Genomic DNA, 19,254 nt, shown 5'->3' on the forward strand with positions numbered 1-19,254 from the left:
TAGATTACTGTGGTCATAAATTTAGGGGCCAAGCATAGACATAAGTAAGAAAACATCTAGTAGTTTATCCATCAGAAGTTGAACAAGCTTGCAGGAGAAAGGCAGCACGGGGGTGGTCCTATTACAAATCCAAACTGGCTGGAATTATTTCCGGAGCCGGTCAAATCGATCCTTCACCAGCTCCCTCACCATATTCTGAGCGTTGTGGAGGAGGTACGCATCCGTGAAGGCAGGCCGCTGGAGATCAACGGCGCAGGCTCACACCACTATGTTACGGGACAAAGCACGCTGACGCTGGATGCGGACAAGGCGTACAAGCCGCAGCGGGAGGTCAGCCGAAGGCTGCTCGATCTGATCAGCAACCATTCGCTGTACACGATGGAGGAAGAGCTTCGCAAAGGCTTTATCACCATTCCCGGCGGACACCGCATCGGCTTGGCAGGTAGAACGGTGCTTCACGCCGGACATGTCGAGCATATCCGCGATATCAGCGGATTCAATGTGCGGATTGCCCGGGAAGTGAAGGGTGCCGCTGACGGCATCCTCCCCTTTCTGATCGATAGGGAAGGAAACAGGATTCGGCATACGCTTCTGCTCTCGGCACCGCAGCAGGGCAAGACGACCCTCCTGCGGGATTTGGCGAGACAGATCAGCAGCGGGCTTCCCGGGCTGGGCAAATCCAGCCTGCCGGGGATGAAGGTGGGCATCGTCGACGAGCGTTCCGAAATCGCCGGCTGCCTCAAAGGCGTGCCGAGCTTTGACGTCGGACCCCGCACCGACGTGATGGATGCCTGTCCGAAGGCGGAAGGCATGATGATGATGATCCGGTCCATGTCGCCGGATGTTCTCATGGTGGATGAGATCGGCCGGGGAGAGGACGCCGAATCGGTGACGGAGGCGCTGCATGCGGGCATTACGGTCGTCGCCACGGCGCATGCCGGCGGCATCGAAGAGCTGAAACATCGGCCCGCCCTGGCCGGACTCATAGAAACCGGAATGTTTGAGAGGTACGTTCTTTTAAAAAGGAAGGCACAAGGGTTAAGCTGCCGGATCCTCGACCAGCAGCACCGGCCGCTGCAGCTTCAGACGGGCAGCCAGAGAGGGGTGAACTTCCTTGCTTAAGCTTTTTGGCGCCGTGCTGATTCTGCTGTCCGGCACACTTGCCGGATTCCATCAGGCCAGGCAGTTTGCCAGCCGGCCGAAGCAGATCCGGGAGCTGATCCTGGCCCTGCAGCGGCTGTCTACCGAAATCACCTATGGATTTACCCCACTTCCGGAAGCACTTCGCAAAATAGCGGATCAAATGCGGGAGCCTCTCCATACCTTTTTTCTGAATGCAGCACGTGAGATGGGGCCGGCCACAGGACTGACCGCCCAGGAGAGCCTCCAGCGTTCTCTCCATGAGAACTGGAAGCGGACCTCCATGAAGGCACCTGAACGCGAGGTGCTGCATCAGCTCAGCTTCACGCTCGGGACAAGCGACCGACAGGACCAAATCAAGCACATCCAGCTGGCCGTCGAGCAGTTGAAGCATGAAGAAGCAACAGCCAGGGACGACCAGGCCAAATACGAGAAGATCAGTAAAAGTCTCGGGCTGCTCATCGGAGCATTGATCGTTATTTTGATCTTTTAGCGAGGTGCCTAGGAATGAACTTTGAAGTGAACGCAATTTTCCAGATTGCGGGAATCGGCATCATCATTGCCATGATTCACACAGTGCTGAAGCAAATGGGAAAAGAGGATATGGCTCATTGGGTGACGGTCATTGGTTTTGTCGTGGTGCTGTTCATGGTCGTCCGGCTGCTCGATAACCTGCTGCAGGAGATCAAAACCATCTTTTTGTTCCAGTAGGGGTTGCTAACCATGGAAATTATTCAAGTGGTAGGCCTTGGGCTTCTGTCCACGATTCTGATCCTCGTCATCAAGGAGCACAAGCCGATGTTCGCTTTCGTCCTGGCCGCCGCGACCGGCGTGCTGATCTTCATGTTCCTGATCGGCAAAATCGGTATGGTGATCCAGGAGCTCCAACGGCTTGCCGAGGCGTCGGGAGTCCAGATGATCTACCTGAAAACGATACTGAAAATTATAGGGATCGCTTATATCGCCGAGTTTGGGGCGCAGCTCGTCAGAGACGCCGGGCAGGAAAGCATCGCTTCCAAAATCGAACTCGCGGGCAAGGTGCTGATCATGGTGCTTGCCATCCCCATTATCGGCATTATCATCGAAACGGTGCTTAAGCTGCTGCCAGCCTGAAGGAGAGGGGTGAAGACATGCCGGGACTGCGGAGGCTGCCGGACAAGATGCACATCGTTATTTTGTTTATCGTGTTCATGGTGGCAGGGATCACCCGGGTCTTTGCGGCTTCACCCACGGATCAGCTGATCCAGAGCCAGGCGGAGAATTTGCCGAAGGATCAGGTGGAGAAGTACTGGGACACCTTGATGAAGGAATACGGGGGATTTTTTCCGGACCAGAAAACACCATCCTTCATGGATATGCTCCTTCCCGGCGGCAGCGGCTTCAGCCTCAAATCGGTGCTGACCGCTGCAGGGACCTTTATGTGGCATGAGGTGCTGTACAATGGCAAGCTGCTCGTCACGATCGTCATCCTGAGCATCATGAGCATGATTCTGGAGACGCTTCAGGCGGCTTTTGAGAGGAAAACGGTCAGCAAAGTCGCATACGCCCTATGCTATATGGTTATCATCGTGCTGGCCATCAACAGCTTCAACGTCGCGATCGGTTATGCCAAAGAGGCGATCGACCGGATGATCGACTTCATGATGGCGATGGTACCGCTGCTGTTCGCACTGCTGGCTTCAATGGGCAACATCGTCACCGTGTCCGTTACGCATCCGCTGATCATCTTCATGATCAATACGATCGGAACGCTGATCCACGTCATGGTGTTTCCGCTGCTCTTCTTCTCAGCCGTGCTTCATCTGGTCAGTTCGCTGTCGGATAAGTACAAGCTGACGCAGATGGCGAACTTGCTGCGCAACATCAGCGTGGGGCTGCTCGGGGTGCTGCTGACGATTTTTCTCGGCGTTATCTCCGTGCAGGGCATCACGGGATCCATCACCGACGGGGTGACGATCCGGGCGGCCAAATACGTCTCCGGAAGCTTCATTCCGGTCGTCGGCAAAATGTTTGCGGATGCGACGGACACGGTGATCTCGGCATCGCTGCTGGTGAAAAACTCCATCGGTCTGGCAGGCGTCATCATCATCCTGTTCCTTTGCGCCTTCCCGGCCATCAAAATCCTGACGCTCGCGCTGATCTATAAAGTATCGGCAGCCATCATGCAGCCGCTCGGCGATTCCCCGATCACCGCCTGCCTGGACACGATCGGCAAAAGCATGATTTACGTCTTTGCCGCCCTGGCGGCGGTCGGACTGATGTTTTTCCTGGCGATCACCATCATGCTGACGGCTGGCAACGTGACCGTCATGATGCGGTGAAGGGAGGGGAAGCCCGTGGAATGGCTTGGAAACTGGCTGAAAGAGGTCGTCATGGTCGTGCTGCTTGCCACCTTCGTCGACATGCTGCTGCCGAGCAGATCCATGGAGCGATACGTCAAGCTGGTCCTGAGCCTGCTGGTGCTGGTCACCCTGCTCAATCCGCTGATCCGGATCGTGACCGACGCGCCGCTCGACAAGCTGAGCGCAGCGATCGGCCGGATGGACCGGCAGCCGGGCGGCAGCGGCTCCAAAACCAGCCTCGAGCAGATTATGGACGAGGCCGAACAGATCAAGCATCGGCAGCAGAAACAAACGCTCCAGTGGGCGGGAGAGCAGGTGGCTTCCACCATGAAGGAACAGATCAAGCAGCAAACCGGCGAGGAACCTGCGAACGTGCAGGTTGTTCTCGGACTGCCGAAGTCTAATGACGATCCGAATGCCGGAGCCGGCCAGTCACAGCCATACATTAGCGCAGTCACCGTTACAATGAGGGATTCGCAAGGCGATTCGGGCAGTTCGGACGGCACCCGGGGGGAGAGCGGCATCCAGATCGAGCCGGTGAAGCCGGTTCACGTGCAGGTCACGATCGAGCCGGATGAGAAGCAGGCTGGAACAGATCAAATGAATTCTGATCCGGGTGAGGATCAAGCGCAGGAGGCCGCAGGCGCTGTGGATGACAAGAGCGCCGGCGAAGTCCGCAAGCTGCTGGCAAGCGAATGGAATATCGATCCGGAAGTAATCACGGTACGAAGCGGATCCGGGCAGGAGTCCCGGTTATAAAGGCGGAGGTGAAACGATGGGGAAGTGGCTGAAGAAGCTTGAGCAGTGGCTGGGGGGCGGACAGGGAGGGACGAAGCGAGTACATACGTTCAGGTGGCTGATTATCGTCGGCTTGATCGGGGTGGCAATCGTGCTGTTCAACTCCTTTGTCAATGTGAAGAAACTCGATAACGAAAACATAGGGAGGGAGCCTCCGGCTGGGGCTGAGTCCCAGGAAACGTTCCAGAGCTCGGCAGGTCAGACTTCGGACTTTGCAGCGATTGAGGAAACGGCCGAAGGCAGGATGAAGGACATTTTGGAGAAAATCGTTGGCGTAGGCACGGTGGACGTCATGGTCACGGTGGATTCCACGGAGGAAATCGTCTATCAACGGAATGTGAAAGACTCCCAGCAGCAGTCGGAAGAAAACGACGCGAACGGCGGTCAGCGCCATACGACCCAGTATACCCGGGATGGCGAGATCGTCACCTACGAGCAGTCGGGAACGCAGACGCCGATCATTACGAAAAAGGTAAAGCCGCAAATTCGCGGGGTGCTGATCGTAGCCAAAGGTGCAGAGAATGAAGTGGTTCGCAACTTGATTGTGGACGCGGTGGAAAAAGGCCTGAACGTACCGGATTACCGGATCTCCGTCGTTCCGCGCAAGCAGGGGTAAGCCGATTTCCCCGATATAATCCAGTTGACTTATGAGGAGGATTTAACGAATGAACAGTAAAAGACAAACGATTTGGTTGGTGTCGATGCTCAGTTTGATGGTAGTCCTGTCCGCTTATTATCTGTTTACCGAGGACTCCGGGACGTCGAAGACGCCGGTCGCCGACAGCCAGCAGGTGGACAGCAAGACAGACAAAGACGCCAAGACGACGGCCTCGGCCGGCAGCAAAGACAACGGGGTTGTCGTAGACGAAGTCGTGACATCGGGCCAATCGGGTGACAAGACTGCGGATGCGGGCAAGGCCGACGGTTCCGCCGCGAAGGATACAGCCCAGGATACGTCGAAGGAAGACGCGGCTAAGGACGCGACAAAGGATACCGCAGCTGCTGGGAGCACGGCCGATAAGGACGCTGCAGCCAAAGACACAGCCAAGGATACGGCTGACGCCGGACAAAAGAGCGCAGCGACAACCGACAAAGGTGCGGACGATAAAACGGCATCCACAAGTAAAACAGACGCCGGCAAGACAACCGCAAGCACGGAAAAAACGGACGATGAGATCCTGAAGGAAGTGGCTTCCCAGGCTTCGACAGGCAGCAGCATGCTCGAATCTCTTCAATGGCAGCGGTCGCAGACGAATGCTCAAAAAACAAATGACCTGATGGCGGCGATCAATGACATGAGCAAGGACAGCGAAGCTTCGGCCAAGGCGAGCCAGGAACTGCAGGCGCTCGAAAACAAAGAGACGATCATCGAAAGCATCGAGGAAGAGCTGGAGCAAAAATTCTCCTTTGCGAACGCATTCGTGAAGGAAAATGACGACAAGTACCAGGTGCTCGTCCTGAGCGACAAAATGGATGCCAAGCAGGCAGCGGGCATCGTTCAGCTGGTGATGAAAGAGCTGAAAGTGACCCAGGACAAAGTCAGCGTGAAAGTCGTCTCCGAGTAAAATGGCGGAAAAACAGAAATATCGTCGAAAGAGTCCGGGACAGCCCAGGACTCTTTCCATTTCTTCCGATTATGTTATAATACTTATCGTTATGTGTATGAATTGTCCGAAGCCACGGCTTCCACGCAGCTGAAGGAGTGAATTGCGAATGTTTAAATTGAACGAGATAAAAGAATTGATCAAGCTGGTCGATGAGACCTCCGTACATGAACTTGAACTTGAATCAGAAGGAGCACGCCTTTCCATCCGCAAGCCGGGCAAAACCGAAGTGGTTAGCGTTCAGGCTGCGCCGCAATTTGTACAGGCCCCTGCCGCACATCAGGCTCCGCAATACGTACAGGCACCCGCCGACAATGCGCAGGCCCCTGCAGCAGGACAGGCAGCAGCACCGGATGCGGCTTCTTCCTCACTACATAAAATCGTCTCCCCGATGGTAGGAACGTTCTACAAAGCCTCTTCTCCGGACGCCGCGCCGTTTGTCAGCGTCGGTGACCGCGTTGACGAGAAAACGACGGTTTGCATTATTGAAGCGATGAAGCTGATGAATGAGCTCGAAGCAGAAGTAAAAGGCACCATCGTTGAGATTCTTGCGGAGAACGGACAACTGGTGGAATACGGGCAGCCTCTGTTTCTGGTGAAGTCGGAATAGGCACCGCACAATGGAGGAGGTTACTTGCATGAAATTTCAAAAAATTCTGATTGCCAACCGCGGTGAAATCGCAGTCCGGATTATCCGGGCCTGCCGCGAGCTCGGCATTTCCACCGTTGCGGTTTATTCGGAGGCCGACAAGGAAGCGCTGCACGTCCGTTTGGCGGACGAGGCATACTGTATCGGCCCTACGCTTTCGAAAGACAGTTACCTGAATTTCACCAACATTATGAGCGTCGCCACGTTGACGGAGTGCGACGCCGTTCATCCGGGATACGGATTTCTCGCCGAGAATGCCGATTTCGCGGAAATTTGCGAGTCCTGCAACATTACCTTTATCGGACCTTCGGCCGACGCCATCAACAAGATGGGCGATAAAGCGGTTGCGAAGCAGACGATGAAGAGCGCCGGCGTACCGGTCATTCCAGGTTCCGACGGCCTGGTTGAAGATTTGGATGAGGCGGTAATGATCGGCCGGGACATCGGCTACCCATTGATCATCAAAGCGACGGCCGGCGGCGGCGGAAAAGGAATCCGCATCGCTGAGGACGAGCAGGCGCTGATTAAGCAAATCACGGCGGCACAGCAGGAAGCCCAAAAGGCGTTCGGCAATGCCGGCGTTTATCTGGAGAAATATTTGACCGGCATGAAGCACGTTGAGATTCAAGTGATTGCCGACAACCACGGCAACGTCGTTCACCTGGGCGAACGCGACTGCTCCGTACAGCGCCGCCGCCAGAAACTGATCGAGGAAGCGCCTTGTCCGGTGCTGTCCCCCGAGATTCGTCAGCAGATGGGTGAAGCCGCAGTCCGCGCAGCCCTTGCCGTTAACTATTCGGGTGCGGGTACGCTCGAGTTTCTGCTCGGCAACGACGGCCAGTTCTACTTCATGGAAATGAACACCCGAATTCAGGTGGAGCATCCGGTTACGGAAATGGTCACCAATGTGGATTTGATCAAAGAGATGATTTCGGTCGCGGAAGGTCACCCGTTGTCGTTTACGCAGGAAGAGGTTCAAATTAACGGCTGGTCGATCGAATGCCGCGTCAACGCGGAAGATCCGGACCGGAACTTTATGCCGGCTCCGGGCAAAATCCAGTTTTACCTGCCTCCGGGCGGTCCTGGTGTACGGGTGGACAGCGCAGCCTATCCGGGCTACAGCATTCCTCCTTTCTACGATTCCATGATTGCGAAGCTGATCGTATGGGCGCCGACGCGTCAGGAGGCGATTGCCAAGATGAAGCGGGCGCTGTCCGAATTCGTCATCGAGGGCGTGCACACCACCATTCCGTTCCATCAGAAGCTGATGGAGCATCCGGTGTTCAACCGCGGCGATTTTGACATCAAGTTTTTGGAGGAAAACGAAATCTGACGCCTGCTTCGGATTGTTTGTCATAAAGTTCCCCAAATGGTATAGTATGAATGATTAGGGGCAATCCTGCTTTCATCTGAAGCGGTTTTATATATTATCTGAAAGGTGTGTTGATTCAGGGATGAGCACATTACCGAGTGAATTTGAACGTACGGACATCGGTGAAATTCAAATAGCACCTGAAGTGATTGAAGTGATCGCGGGTCTGGCTACGGTGGAAGTGAAAGGCGTCGCCGGCATGAGCGGCGGATTTGCCGGAGGCATCGCCGAGCTGCTTGGCCGCAAAAATTTGTCCAAAGGCGTGAAGGTGGAAGTCGGCCAGCGCGAAGCGGCTGTGGACGTCTCGGTGATTATCGAGTACGGAAACCGGCTGCCGGAAGTGGCGACGGAAATCCAGCGCAATGTCAAACGCTCCATCGAAATGATGACAGGCCTTACGGTCATTGAAGTCAATGTGCATATCCATGATGTTTACTTCAAAAACGCGGAGAGAGCCGAAGACGTTGATTACAGTCAGCGCGTAAAATAAAGGATTCAATTGGTCACCATAACCCCCGACACCCGAAATGTCGAGGGTTTACTCTAATTTAAGGAGGCTGTGCTGTTCGTGGCTAAGATACTGGACAGACTTCTGCTGTTTATTTACAGCTTGAGTATCGGAGTAATATGTGTATTTGCCATCCTCCTCATGAGTGATTTGGTTCCGTCTCCGGATGAACTGCTGAATACAGCCGAGCTTCAGCTGACGGTCATCGTGGCGGCGGTGATCCTCTTTTTACTCAGTATCCGCTTCTTCTATATCTCGATTCGCCCGGACAGAACGCATGTCCACTCCATTGACCAGAGGACCGAATTCGGCGACATTCAGATCTCGGTCGAGACGATCGAGAACCTGTGTCTCAAGGCGGCTTCGCGGGTGAGGGGCGTCAAGGACCTGAAGGCCAGAATCCATGTGACGGAAGCGGGCCTTGAAATCATGATTCGTGCCGTCGTTGACGGCGATGTGTCTATCCCGGCCATGACCACCGACGTGCAGAAGCAGGTTCATGATCACCTTCAGGAAACGACAGGCATTCCGGTCTCTAACGTGGCGGTATATATAGCGAATGTGGCCCATGCACCAGTGATCAAGAGTAGAGTGGAATAGAGGTGAATTCTCCGAGTGATCTGGAAAGAAATTTGGGAGAGTCACAAAGGACGGATTACCGGTATTGCCGGCGGTATTTTTTTCGGTTTTATTTATTTGTTTGCGGGTTTTTGGGATATGTTGTTCTTTGCATTGGTAGTGTTCATAGGATATTCTGCCGGCAAAAGGAAGGATCTGCGGATGGATTCCTTTTTCCGCTGGCGGGAAATGGGTCAGTGGCTCTCCGAGCGCTGGCGCCCCTTTAAATGAACCCGTGATATGCCTTTCTCCGGAAAAAGAGCTGCAGCTTCTTGAAGCCCATATTCTGGAGATTGACATGCTCACGGTTTTTTTGTGCAAATCACGATGTTTTTATTCCCGCGGTGACCCATAATAAGGACAAGAGGAAATTTCAAGGTTCTAGGAGGAACATGATGAAAAGACGTGTAGCCAGGGAACTGGTCGTTCAGTGCCTGTATCAGATGGAAATGAACGAAGCAACAAGCGAAGAAGCGCTGGAAATGCTGCTGGAGGATGCCGCTGAAGAAAATGATACCGAGCGGACCATCACCGATGAAGCGGAACTGAAGGAATTTGTGCTGGGGCTCGTAAACGGCATTTGGGGCAGCAAAAAAGCGGTGGACGACCTGCTGGAAAATTATTTGAAGGGCTGGCAAATGAGCCGCCTCTCCAAGGTGGACCGCCAAATCCTCCGCCTCGCCGCCTATGAAATGCTGTATCGCGACGACGTGCCGGCCAAGGTTGCCGTCAATGAGGCGATCGAGCTGGCCAAGCATTTCGGAACCGAGGATTCGGGCAAGTTTGTTAACGGAGTTCTGGGGAACATGATCCGCGAGCTGGATCAATTGAAGTCATAGTCTTGCATAAGGACGTTTAGCCGTCCGCTTTGCCAATCTAAAACATAGGGGAGAGAGCGACATGACAGCATCTATTATCAATGGAAAACAGGTTTCTGAGGATATCCGGACCGGAATTGCCGCCGAAGTCAAGGAGCTGGCCGCCAAAGGCGTCACTCCGGGGCTTGCCGTCGTGCTGGTAGGAGAGGACCCGGCTTCCCAGGTTTATGTGCGAAACAAGGAAAAAGCGTGCCACGACCTCGGATACTATTCGGAGGTTCACCGGCTTCCGGCTTCGACAACTCAGGAGGATTTGCTTGCATTGGTGGACAAGCTGAACAAGCAGGACACCATTGACGGCATCCTCGTCCAGCTGCCGCTTCCTGGACATATTGACGAGAAGGCAGTCATTAACGCGATCGCGGTAGACAAGGACGTTGACGGATTCCATCCGGTAAACGTCGGCAACCTGGTCATCGGAGATGACAGCCTTCTTCCATGCACGCCGGCAGGCGTCATCGAGCTGATCAAGCGTGCGGGTGTAGAGCTGGCCGGTAAGCATGCCGTCGTCATCGGCCGCAGCAATATCGTCGGCAAACCGGTTTCGCTGCTGCTTCAGCGCGAAAACGCGACCGTGACGATGTGCCACTCCCGGACGATCGGCATGGCGGACATTGCGCGTCAGGCCGACATTCTGGTCGTTGCGATCGGCCGGGCCAATTTCATCGATGCAAGCTTTGTGAAACCGGGTGCCGTCGTCATCGACGTGGGCATGAACCGGCTGGAGAACGGCAAGCTGGCCGGAGACGTGGATTTCGAAAGCGTTAAGGAAGTATCGGGTCCGATCACGCCGGTGCCTGGCGGTGTAGGACCGATGACGATTACGATGCTGATGCAGAACACCTTGATCGCGGCCAAACGCCACCACGGATTGGCATAACGGAGCGGATGCCATGGAACCGCAGCGTATTTTTTCAATCAAGGACTTGAACCGTTATATCCGGATGAAGATGGACTCGGACAGTCTGCTGTCCGACGTCTGGATCCGGGGTGAAATATCGAATTTTACCCACCATTCCAGCGGGCATATGTATTTCACGCTCAAGGATGAAGGGAGCCGCATCAAAGCGATTATGTTTGCCTCCCACAACCAGCGGCTGCCGTTTCGACCCAAGGAGGGCTCAAGGGTCATCGCTAGAGGGAATGTTACGGTATACGAGCGGGATGGGCAGTACCAATTTTATGCCACCCAAATGCAGCCCGATGGGATCGGCAGTCTGTATTTGGCTTATGAGCAGCTTAAGGAAAAGCTGGAGAAAGAAGGGCTGTTTGCTGCAGACCGCAAGCGGCCGATTCCGGAGTTTCCGGAGACGATCGGCGTCATCACATCACCGACAGGTGCGGCCGTACGCGATATTATGACGACGCTTGAGCGGCGTTACCCGCGGGCGCGGATCATTCTCGCCCCTGTCCTAGTCCAGGGAAAAGGGGCCGCTCCTTCGATCGTGAAGGCCATTCGCACGATGAACGAGCTGGATGAAGCGGACGTGCTGATCGTCGGCCGCGGCGGCGGCTCACTGGAGGAGCTGTGGGCCTTTAATGAAGAGATGGTCGCGCGGGCGATCCGCGCCTCGCATATTCCGGTCATTTCGGCCGTTGGGCACGAAACCGACTTCACGATCGCGGACTTCGCTGCAGACCTGAGAGCGGCGACTCCGACCGCGGCCGCGGAGCTGGCCGTGCCGCATGCAGGCGAGCTGAAGGCGCGGCTGCAGCAGCGGGAACGGCTGCTGCTCCAGCTGCTTCAGCAGCGGGTGAAGCGCAGCCGCCAGCAGCTGGCGTCACTGCAGCGCTCGCCCGTGCTGCTGCATCCGCGGCGCTACATGCTGCAGCATGCGGAGCGCCTGGACATGCTGCGCCAGCGGCTGAGCGGCAACCTGCGTTCCCGGGTTCAGCTGAACCGGGAAAAGAGAAGCCGCATGTACCATGCGCTGATGCGGTACAATCCGCAGGAGCAGCTGACAGGGGCCCGGAGCCGCAACGATGCGGCGCGCCGGCAGCTGCTTCAGTCGATGCAGAACATACTGAAAGACAAGAAATCCCAGCTTACTTCCGGCGTGCGCCATCTGGATGCCCTCAGTCCGCTGAAGGTGATGGCCCGCGGCTACAGCCTCGTTTATGACGAGCAGGAGAAGCGTTTAATTAAATCGATTCATGAGGTACAGCCTGGCGACGTGGTCCAGATCAAAGTGAACGACGGCCAGTTATCCTGCCAGGTATGGGAACTGAAGGAGGATGCACAGGAACATGGGGAATGAAAAAGAGCTCAGCTTTGAGGACGCAATGATTCAGCTCGAGGATATCGTCGGAGAACTGGAGCACGGCGACGTTCCGCTCGAAAAGGCGATCGAGCTGTTCCAGCAGGGAATGAAGCTGTCCCAGCTGTGCGGGCAGAAGCTCGAACAGGTGGAACGGAAAATCGAGATGATCGTTGAAGAGGATGGAGAGCTTCGCAAGAAGCCGTTCGGCGGCGGACAGCTCGATCAGAGCGGCGGTGAAGTTTTTGAGTGACCGGGTTTCGTTCCAGGAATACATGCAGCAGATTTCCGAGAAAGTAACCGCCTCGTTGGAGGACAGCCTGCCGCATCATTGGCAGGTTCCTTCTTCTTTAAAGGAATCCATGACGTATTCCTTGATGGCCGGAGGAAAGCGGCTCCGTCCGCTGCTGGTGATTGCAGCCTGCGAAGCGCTCGGAGGCAATGGGGAGGCGGCCCTTGATGCGGCATGCGCCGTTGAAATGGTGCATACCTACTCGCTCATTCATGATGATTTGCCAGCTATGGATAATGATGACTACCGCCGGGGCAAACTGACCAATCATAAAGTATATGGCGAAGCTACCGCCATTCTGGCCGGAGACGCCCTGCTGACGCATGCCTTTTATACGATCGCCCGAATCTCGGCGAAGCATGGCATTGATGCGGCCCCGATTTTGGCCATTGTGCAGGACCTCGCGGAAATGGCCGGTCCAAGAGGCATGGTTGGCGGACAGGCGGCCGATATGGAAGGGGAGCAGGGAGTCACGGATCTGGAGCATCTTCAGTATATCCACCAGCACAAGACGGGCGATCTGATTATTTTCTCCCTCCTTGCCGGCGGACGGATTGCCGGAGGCTCGGAGCGTGAGCTGGAAGCGCTGCGTACGTTTGGCAGCCGCCTTGGGCTCGCCTTTCAAATTCAGGACGATATCCTGGACCTGGTTGGAGACGAGGCAAAACTGGGTAAGAAGACACAGAGCGACATCAAGCAGGAGAAGGTGACATATCCTTATTTTATCGGCCTGGAAGCTTCGCAGCAGCAGGTCGAATCACTGACTCGAGAAGCCAAAGCGGCTGTCTTGAACGCCGGTTTTCAGGATCCGGAGCGCCTGCTGGAGATCGCCGATTATTTAATGCACAGGGACCATTAGAGCATGATGCTTTATGTATGATGGGCATTTTATGATATAATGGCGAAAAGAATCTAATCATGGAAGAATGTCATGGATAACCATACACTAATTACGAAGGAAAGCGGGGAGATTGCCGTGCTGCTTCCACAAATTAACGAGCCAAGACAATTGAAATCACTATCGGTTGACGAGCTCACTTCTCTGGCGGCCGAAATCCGTCAATTTCTGATTGAGAAGCTGTCGGTCACCGGGGGGCATCTCGCATCAAATCTGGGAGTGGTGGAACTCACGCTGGCCCTGCACTATTGCTACAACAGCCCGCGCGATAAATTTATTTTTGATGTAGGACATCAGGCGTACGTACACAAGATGCTGACGGGCCGGATGGATCAGTTCGACACGCTGCGGAAATACAAGGGGATGTGCGGCTTTGTCAAACGCAGTGAAAGCGAGCATGACGTCTGGGAAGCCGGGCACAGCAGCACCTCTTTGTCCGCGGCTATCGGCATGGCCGTTGCCCGGGACTTAAAAGGGGAAAACAACAAAGTGATCGCCATGATCGGGGACGGTGCGCTCACCGGCGGCATGGCATTCGAAGCCTTGAACCATATAGGACATGAACAGAAGGACCTGATGGTCATTCTGAACGACAACGAGATGTCGATTGCGCCGAACGTCGGCGCCATGCATAACTATTTGAGCAAAATCCGCTCGGACCGCCATTATTTGCGTGCAAAAGACGAGCTTGAGATGATGCTGAAGAAGATCCCGGCGATCGGCGGCATGCTGGCCAAGACCGGATCCAGGCTGAAGGAAAGCCTCAAATACATGATGGTTCCCGGCGTGCTGTTCGAAGAGCTGGGCTTAACTTATCTCGGACCGGTGGACGGCCATGATATCCACAAGCTGATCGAAACGTTCAAGCAGGCCGACAACGTGCGCGGACCGGTATTCGTGCATGTGCTTACCACCAAAGGCAAAGGCTATAAACCCGCAGAAGCGGATTCATATAAATGGCACGGGATTACGCCGTACAAAATCGAATCTGGCCAAGTGCTTAAATCGGTAGGAAATCCAATGTACACCGACGTGTTCGGCAAGACGCTGATCGAGTTAGGTGAACAGGATTCCCGCATCATCGCTGTCACGCCAGCAATGCCCAAAGGCTCCGGTCTCATTCCGTTCAGTGAACGGTTTCCGGACCGCATGATCGACGTCGGCATTGCGGAGCAGCACGCGGCGACGATGTGCGCCGCGTTGGCGATGGAGGGCATGAAGCCGGTGTTCGCCGTCTATTCCACGTTCATGCAGCGTGCGTATGACCAGATCGTTCACGATATTTGCCGCCACAACGCCAATGTCATGTTCGCCATCGACCGGGCCGGCTACGTAGGGGATGACGGCGAGACGCATCAGGGTGTGTTTGACATCGCGTTTATGCGCCACATTCCGAACATGGTCATGATGATGCCGAAGGATGAAAATGAGCTGAGACATATGATGAAAACCGCTCTGGAGTATAACGACGGACCGATTGCTTACCGCTACCCGCGGATCAACGGCCTGGGGGTTCATCTGGACGAGGAGCTTGTGCCGATTCCGATCGGCAAGTGGGAAACCGTCCGTGAAGGCGAAGGGTACGCCGTCTTGGCCTGCGGCCCGATGGTTCAGGTTGCGCTCGAGGCAGCAGACCAGCTGAAACGGGAAGGTATTCACCTGCAGGTGGTCAACGCCCGGTTCATGAAGCCGCTGGATGAAGAAATGCTGCTGGAGCTAGCCGAGAACGGCACGAATATGGTGGTGCTTGAGGAAGCCAGCGAAGCGGGCAGCTTGGGCAGCGCCGTACTGGAGTTTTATGCTTCGAAGCATATATTTGACACGAAAGTGTCCTTGATGGGTGTGCCCGACCGCTTTATCGAGCATGGCAGCGTGAAGGAGCAGCGGGAGGAGACCGGTCTTACGGCAGCAGGAGTCGTCGGTGAAATCAAGAAGCTGATGTCCCTGCATCCTTACGAGATCGGCAAAACCCAGTTTCCTTCCTAATGGACGCCGAAATCGCCGTGCAGTCAGGAGATAACGATGAATTTGCCTAAAGAACGAATCGATGTCCTGCTCGTTGAGCAGGGCTTTTACGAGAGCCGGGAAAAAGCCAAGGCGGCGATTATGGCCGGGCTGGTTTTAGCCGCAGAAGAACCGGTCGAAAAGGCGGGAACGAAAATTCCGCGCGATACGCCGCTTAGGGTCAAGGGAGCGGTGCACCCGTATGTCAGCCGCGGCGGTTTGAAGCTGGAGAAGGCGCTCCGCACCTTCGGGATCGATCTGACCGGCAGAACGATGCTGGATATCGGGTCTTCCACAGGCGGCTTTACCGATTGCGCGCTTCAGAACGGAGCCGGCTATGTGTACGCCATTGATGTCGGGTACAATCAACTGGATTGGTCGCTGCGAAATGACGAGCGGGTATGCGTGATGGAACGGACCAACTTCCGCTACATGACGCCCGAGGATCTGAAAGGCCCGGCCCCGGATTTTGCCAGCATCGATGTATCCTTCATTTCGCTGCGCATCATCCTGCCCCCGCTGATGGCGCTCCTGAACAAACCGGCCGACGTAGCTGCGCTGATTAAGCCGCAGTTTGAAGCCGGCAGGGAGAAGGTCGGAAAGTCCGGCGTCGTCCGGGAACCTGAAGTTCACCGCGAGGTGCTGATGAACGTGCTGTCTATTGCCGCGGAGTTAGGCTTTATTCTAAAAGGACTAACGTTTTCGCCGATCACCGGCGGTGAAGGAAATATCGAATTTCTCGCTCATTGGCATGTGCCCGCGAGCCCATCGGATACAGCAGGACAACCTGTAGCTGAAGAAGAACTGCAGGCTTTGGTTGCTGATGTAGTTGCGCAGGCACGCCATACGTTTACAGGGAACTCATCCAAGGGATGAGTTCTTTTTGTAGAGACGGTCATCATTCTGCTGAAACAAAAACTTTGGAATAACGATTGATGAGAACGTTTGTTTGGGTTATAATGAGCTTGTTTATATGCGTTTATACATTCGAAAAACGGATTTTTATACATTTAAAAAAGGGATTCTTCCGCATTTCCGCGAATACCAAGGCGAGGTGATGAGGATGGAGGGACGTGCAGACTTGCTGGTCATGGTGCTGATCGGCGTGCTCTTGATCATTTGGATCGCGTACGGTCTGAGATCATGGCTGTTTAACCCTCTGCCTGCCCGCGTACCGGAAATGCCGATTAACGAACAGATACATGACCATCCCGCGGTAGATCTGCTGGAGGAGGCAGGCTATGAAGTGATCGGCGGCAAAATCAAGATCCCGCTGCTGTTTGAGGCGGACGGGGAGGAATATCACAGCCGCCTGTTTATCGATTATGTCGTGAGGGACGATGACGAGGTATTGTACCTTGTGAAAGTCGCCAGAAGGCGTCTGCCCCTGGAATGGACCGGATCCGGTCTGCGCGACCGTCTGCTGCCCTATTTTCTGCTGTATCCGGGCTCAGGCGGCGTGCTCTTCGTCGATGCCGACGAAGGGGAAATCCGGCGTATTCATTTTGATTGGGATGAAGAGGACTGGAATGGTTATGATGATTAAATATGAGCAACTAACATTTGGGAGGCCACTATGAAAGGACAACGCCATATCAAAATACGCGAGATTATCACCCAGCAGGAGATCGAGACCCAGGACGAGCTGGTGGAGGCTCTGCGTGAAGCGGGTTTTCAGGTGACCCAGGCAACCGTGTCCAGGGACATCAAAGAACTGCTGCTGATCAAGGTGCCGATGGATGACGGCAGGTATAAATATTCACTGCCGACGGATCAGCGCTACAATCCGGTTCAGAAGCTTAAGCGCGCGCTGGTGGATAACTTCGTGCACATCGATTACACGAACAACCTGGTCGTCATGAAGTGCCTGCCGGGAACGGCCAATGCCGTTGCCGTTCTGCTGGATAACATGGAATGGAACGAAATCATGGGAACGATCTGCGGCGATGACACGGCGCTGATCATTTGCCGGACGAATGAGGACAGCGAGCGGCTGGTCCAGATGATCAACAGCTTTATTTCATAGTACAAATTATAGATTTGCCTTAGCGGAGGTGCGCTTTTTATCATGCTTTTAACATTGAGTATCCGAAACTTGGCGGTCGTCGAATCCGTCGACGTCCATTTTCATCCCGGCTTTCACGTGCTGACCGGGGAGACCGGTGCCGGGAAATCCATCATTATCGATGCTTTGGGGCTGATTGCCGGAGGAAGAGGCTCGGCGGACTTGATCCGCTATGGCTGCGACAAGGCGGAGATTGAAGCGATGTTCGAGCTGCAGGAAGGCCATCCCGTGTGGGAAGCCTTGGCCAAGATCGGTGTCGGAGGAAGTCATGATGAGCATTTAATTATCCGCAGGGAACTGACGTCCCAGGGTAAGAGCACGTCAAGAATCAACGGGCAGCTCGTTAACTTGACGATGCTGCGGGAAGTCGGCGAGCAGCTGGTCAACATTCATGGCCAGCATGAGCATCAGAACCTGTTGCGCGCAGACAGGCATCTCAGCTTGCTGGATACTTACGGGGATACGCTGATCGGACCCATCAAACGGGAATATCAGGAACGGTATGCGGCGTTCTCCAAAGTGGAGAAGGAGCTCCGGGAGCTGATGGAATCCAGCCAGAAAGCGTATCAGATGCTCGATCTCTATCGTTTCCAGCTGGAAGAAATCTCAGCCGCTTCATTAAAATCCGGAGAAGATGAATGGCTGGGCGAAGAAAGGGTCAAGCTATCCCATAGCGAGAAAATGATGGATGCGGTATCGGGATCCTATGAGCTGCTGAACGGGCATCAGGGAATCAGCGTGATCAGCACGGCCATTTCCCGTCTGGAAGACGTTATGAAGTATGATGAGAAGGGTCTGAAGCCGGTACTTGAGCAGCTGCAGTCCGCTTTTTACCAGCTGGAGGACGCTGCCTTTCAGCTCCGGGATTACAGGGATCAGGTCGAGTTTAACCCCGAACGGCTGGAAGAGGTGGAGCAGCGTTTGGATCTCATCTCCACACTCCGACGTAAATACGGGGACAGCGTGGAGCAGATTCTGGCCTATTACGAGTCGATCTTGCAGGAAACGAGCCTGCTGGAGAACAAGGATGAGCGTCTGGAGCAGCTGAAATCCCAAAGGGAAGGACTGCTGAACGGACTGGTTGAATCCGCCCTGGAGCTAAGCGAAGCAAGACAGCAGTGCGCTGCGGATCTCGCCCGACAGGTCGAGGCCGAGCTGAAGGACCTGCACATGGAGCGAACGTCACTGGAAGTCCGTCTGGAGCGGCTTGATGATCCGCGGGGGATCGAGGTCGACGGCCGGAAGATCCGGCTCACCAGACAGGGATTTGATACCGCTGAGTTTATGATATCCCCGAACCCGGGCGAGCCGCTGCGGCCGCTCAGCAAGATCGCGTCAGGCGGTGAGTTATCCCGGATGATGCTGGCGATGAAGAGCATCTTTGCCCGCCATGACCGCATTCCGGTCCTGATCTTTGACGAAGTGGACACGGGGGTCAGCGGAAGAGCGGCACAATCCATCGCCGAGAAGCTGAACAAGCTGGCTGAGACCTGCCAGGTGTTTTCGATTACCCATCTTCCGCAAGTGGCCTGCATGGCGGATCATCAGTATTTAATCGAAAAGAATGTGGATGAAGGACGTACAATGACGCACGTGGAAGAGCTCTCGACGAAGGGCCGGGTTGAAGAATTGGCCCGCATGCTCGGCGGGGTGGAAATCACGAAGAAAACGCTCCATCATGCCCAGGAAATGCTGAAGCTGGCGGACGAGCGGAAAGCCGTCAAATCCGCACCAGAGTAATGATTGACAGTAATAAAAGCCTAGAGGCGGGGTAATCTTAAAGGTACGCAATTGGCGACCACCTTTCGTCAAGCGAAAGAAGCAAAAG

The 19,254-nt window shown here is 54.9% G+C and carries 23 protein-coding genes; all 23 read left to right on the plus strand.

Going from position 1 to position 19,254, the window contains the following annotated elements:
- Positions 1-78: 78 nt before the first annotated feature.
- The 23 genes from spoIIIAA to recN all read left to right on the plus strand — a co-directional run bounded on the left by spoIIIAA (position 79) and on the right by recN (position 19,166).
- Entirely contained in the window at positions 79-1,122 is a 1,044-nt protein-coding gene (gene spoIIIAA, locus K2F33_RS17950; protein WP_256992888.1) for a stage III sporulation protein AA, read from the plus strand.
- Complete coding sequence (spoIIIAB, locus tag K2F33_RS17955) at positions 1,115-1,633, plus strand: stage III sporulation protein SpoIIIAB (protein WP_076170007.1); 519 nt, start codon at positions 1,115-1,117, stop codon at positions 1,631-1,633. The genes spoIIIAA and spoIIIAB overlap by 8 nt, the downstream gene beginning before the upstream one ends.
- A gap of 14 nt (positions 1,634-1,647) precedes the next feature.
- The gene (gene spoIIIAC / locus K2F33_RS17960) at positions 1,648-1,851 is read left to right on the plus strand and encodes a stage III sporulation protein AC (protein ID WP_076170008.1); all 204 of its coding nucleotides are present in this window, start codon (positions 1,648-1,650) and stop codon (positions 1,849-1,851) included.
- A gap of 12 nt (positions 1,852-1,863) precedes the next feature.
- The gene (gene spoIIIAD / locus K2F33_RS17965; protein WP_076170009.1) at positions 1,864-2,253 is read left to right on the plus strand and encodes a stage III sporulation protein AD; all 390 of its coding nucleotides are present in this window, start codon (positions 1,864-1,866) and stop codon (positions 2,251-2,253) included.
- Positions 2,254-2,270: 17 nt separating this feature from the next.
- Positions 2,271-3,461: a stage III sporulation protein AE gene (spoIIIAE, locus tag K2F33_RS17970; RefSeq protein ID WP_076170010.1), complete on the plus strand. Its 1,191-nt coding sequence runs from the start codon at positions 2,271-2,273 to the stop codon at positions 3,459-3,461.
- A gap of 15 nt (positions 3,462-3,476) precedes the next feature.
- Positions 3,477-4,241 (plus strand): stage III sporulation protein AF, encoded by a 765-nt coding sequence (spoIIIAF, locus tag K2F33_RS17975; RefSeq protein WP_076170011.1) that lies wholly within the window; start codon positions 3,477-3,479, stop codon positions 4,239-4,241.
- Between the two features lie 16 nt (positions 4,242-4,257).
- Entirely contained in the window at positions 4,258-4,896 is a 639-nt protein-coding gene (gene spoIIIAG, locus K2F33_RS17980; RefSeq protein WP_076170012.1) for a stage III sporulation protein AG, read from the plus strand.
- A gap of 49 nt (positions 4,897-4,945) precedes the next feature.
- The gene (locus tag K2F33_RS17985) at positions 4,946-5,845 is read left to right on the plus strand and encodes a SpoIIIAH-like family protein (RefSeq protein WP_263878183.1); all 900 of its coding nucleotides are present in this window, start codon (positions 4,946-4,948) and stop codon (positions 5,843-5,845) included.
- A gap of 148 nt (positions 5,846-5,993) precedes the next feature.
- On the plus strand, positions 5,994-6,494 hold the full coding sequence (gene accB / locus K2F33_RS17990; RefSeq protein WP_263878184.1) for an acetyl-CoA carboxylase biotin carboxyl carrier protein: 501 nt from the start codon (positions 5,994-5,996) through the stop codon (positions 6,492-6,494).
- Positions 6,495-6,522: 28 nt separating this feature from the next.
- Positions 6,523-7,866, plus strand: coding sequence for an acetyl-CoA carboxylase biotin carboxylase subunit (gene accC / locus K2F33_RS17995; protein WP_263878185.1), 1,344 nt, complete (start codon positions 6,523-6,525; stop codon positions 7,864-7,866).
- A gap of 121 nt (positions 7,867-7,987) precedes the next feature.
- The gene (locus tag K2F33_RS18000) at positions 7,988-8,395 is read left to right on the plus strand and encodes an Asp23/Gls24 family envelope stress response protein (protein ID WP_076170016.1); all 408 of its coding nucleotides are present in this window, start codon (positions 7,988-7,990) and stop codon (positions 8,393-8,395) included.
- 78 nt (positions 8,396-8,473) lie between these two features.
- A complete protein-coding gene (gene amaP, locus K2F33_RS18005) occupies positions 8,474-9,013 on the plus strand; it encodes an alkaline shock response membrane anchor protein AmaP (RefSeq protein WP_076170174.1) in 540 nt (179 codons plus the stop codon).
- A 15-nt stretch (positions 9,014-9,028) separates the two neighbouring features.
- On the plus strand, positions 9,029-9,262 hold the full coding sequence (locus tag K2F33_RS18010; protein WP_076170017.1) for a DUF2273 domain-containing protein: 234 nt from the start codon (positions 9,029-9,031) through the stop codon (positions 9,260-9,262).
- Between the two features lie 164 nt (positions 9,263-9,426).
- Complete coding sequence (gene nusB / locus K2F33_RS18015) at positions 9,427-9,870, plus strand: transcription antitermination factor NusB (RefSeq protein ID WP_076170018.1); 444 nt, start codon at positions 9,427-9,429, stop codon at positions 9,868-9,870.
- Between the two features lie 61 nt (positions 9,871-9,931).
- Positions 9,932-10,789: a bifunctional methylenetetrahydrofolate dehydrogenase/methenyltetrahydrofolate cyclohydrolase FolD gene (gene folD / locus K2F33_RS18020; RefSeq protein ID WP_076170019.1), complete on the plus strand. Its 858-nt coding sequence runs from the start codon at positions 9,932-9,934 to the stop codon at positions 10,787-10,789.
- 13 nt (positions 10,790-10,802) lie between these two features.
- Positions 10,803-12,167 (plus strand): exodeoxyribonuclease VII large subunit, encoded by a 1,365-nt coding sequence (gene xseA, locus K2F33_RS18025; protein WP_076170020.1) that lies wholly within the window; start codon positions 10,803-10,805, stop codon positions 12,165-12,167.
- On the plus strand, positions 12,157-12,420 hold the full coding sequence (gene xseB, locus K2F33_RS18030; protein ID WP_076170021.1) for an exodeoxyribonuclease VII small subunit: 264 nt from the start codon (positions 12,157-12,159) through the stop codon (positions 12,418-12,420). Before xseA ends, xseB begins: the two co-directional genes overlap by 11 nt.
- Complete coding sequence (locus K2F33_RS18035; RefSeq protein ID WP_181153020.1) at positions 12,392-13,318, plus strand: polyprenyl synthetase family protein; 927 nt, start codon at positions 12,392-12,394, stop codon at positions 13,316-13,318. The genes xseB and K2F33_RS18035 overlap by 29 nt, the downstream gene beginning before the upstream one ends.
- 117 nt (positions 13,319-13,435) lie before the next feature.
- The gene (dxs, locus tag K2F33_RS18040) at positions 13,436-15,343 is read left to right on the plus strand and encodes a 1-deoxy-D-xylulose-5-phosphate synthase (protein ID WP_263882386.1); all 1,908 of its coding nucleotides are present in this window, start codon (positions 13,436-13,438) and stop codon (positions 15,341-15,343) included.
- 36 nt (positions 15,344-15,379) lie between these two features.
- Positions 15,380-16,237 carry a TlyA family RNA methyltransferase gene (locus tag K2F33_RS18045; RefSeq protein ID WP_263878186.1) on the plus strand — a complete coding sequence of 286 codons (858 nt, stop codon included), beginning with the start codon at positions 15,380-15,382 and terminating at the stop codon, positions 16,235-16,237.
- Positions 16,238-16,424: 187 nt separating this feature from the next.
- A complete protein-coding gene (locus tag K2F33_RS18050; RefSeq protein ID WP_089550304.1) occupies positions 16,425-16,907 on the plus strand; it encodes a hypothetical protein in 483 nt (160 codons plus the stop codon).
- A 30-nt stretch (positions 16,908-16,937) separates the two neighbouring features.
- Positions 16,938-17,387: a transcriptional regulator AhrC/ArgR gene (gene ahrC / locus K2F33_RS18055; protein WP_076170024.1), complete on the plus strand. Its 450-nt coding sequence runs from the start codon at positions 16,938-16,940 to the stop codon at positions 17,385-17,387.
- A gap of 42 nt (positions 17,388-17,429) precedes the next feature.
- Positions 17,430-19,166 carry a DNA repair protein RecN gene (recN, locus tag K2F33_RS18060; protein WP_263878187.1) on the plus strand — a complete coding sequence of 579 codons (1,737 nt, stop codon included), beginning with the start codon at positions 17,430-17,432 and terminating at the stop codon, positions 19,164-19,166.
- Positions 19,167-19,254 lie beyond the last annotated feature (88 nt).

Source organism: Paenibacillus sp. PSB04 (assembly GCF_025809195.1).
In the GTDB taxonomy this organism is placed as follows: Bacteria; Bacillota; Bacilli; order Paenibacillales; family Paenibacillaceae; genus Paenibacillus_AQ; species Paenibacillus_AQ favisporus.

Coding starts and splice junctions, on each gene's coding strand:
- spoIIIAC (WP_076170008.1), top strand. CDS start 1,648: ATGAACTTTGAAGTGAACGCAATTTTCCAGATTGCGGGAATCGGCATC.
- spoIIIAD (WP_076170009.1), top strand. CDS start 1,864: ATGGAAATTATTCAAGTGGTAGGCCTTGGGCTTCTGTCCACGATTCTG.
- spoIIIAE (WP_076170010.1), top strand. CDS start 2,271: ATGCCGGGACTGCGGAGGCTGCCGGACAAGATGCACATCGTTATTTTG.
- spoIIIAG (WP_076170012.1), top strand. CDS start 4,258: ATGGGGAAGTGGCTGAAGAAGCTTGAGCAGTGGCTGGGGGGCGGACAG.
- K2F33_RS17985 (WP_263878183.1), top strand. CDS start 4,946: ATGAACAGTAAAAGACAAACGATTTGGTTGGTGTCGATGCTCAGTTTG.
- accB (WP_263878184.1), top strand. CDS start 5,994: ATGTTTAAATTGAACGAGATAAAAGAATTGATCAAGCTGGTCGATGAG.
- accC (WP_263878185.1), top strand. CDS start 6,523: ATGAAATTTCAAAAAATTCTGATTGCCAACCGCGGTGAAATCGCAGTC.
- K2F33_RS18000 (WP_076170016.1), top strand. CDS start 7,988: ATGAGCACATTACCGAGTGAATTTGAACGTACGGACATCGGTGAAATT.
- nusB (WP_076170018.1), top strand. CDS start 9,427: ATGAAAAGACGTGTAGCCAGGGAACTGGTCGTTCAGTGCCTGTATCAG.
- folD (WP_076170019.1), top strand. CDS start 9,932: ATGACAGCATCTATTATCAATGGAAAACAGGTTTCTGAGGATATCCGG.
- xseA (WP_076170020.1), top strand. CDS start 10,803: ATGGAACCGCAGCGTATTTTTTCAATCAAGGACTTGAACCGTTATATC.
- xseB (WP_076170021.1), top strand. CDS start 12,157: ATGGGGAATGAAAAAGAGCTCAGCTTTGAGGACGCAATGATTCAGCTC.
- K2F33_RS18045 (WP_263878186.1), top strand. CDS start 15,380: ATGAATTTGCCTAAAGAACGAATCGATGTCCTGCTCGTTGAGCAGGGC.
- K2F33_RS18050 (WP_089550304.1), top strand. CDS start 16,425: ATGGAGGGACGTGCAGACTTGCTGGTCATGGTGCTGATCGGCGTGCTC.
- ahrC (WP_076170024.1), top strand. CDS start 16,938: ATGAAAGGACAACGCCATATCAAAATACGCGAGATTATCACCCAGCAG.
- recN (WP_263878187.1), top strand. CDS start 17,430: ATGCTTTTAACATTGAGTATCCGAAACTTGGCGGTCGTCGAATCCGTC.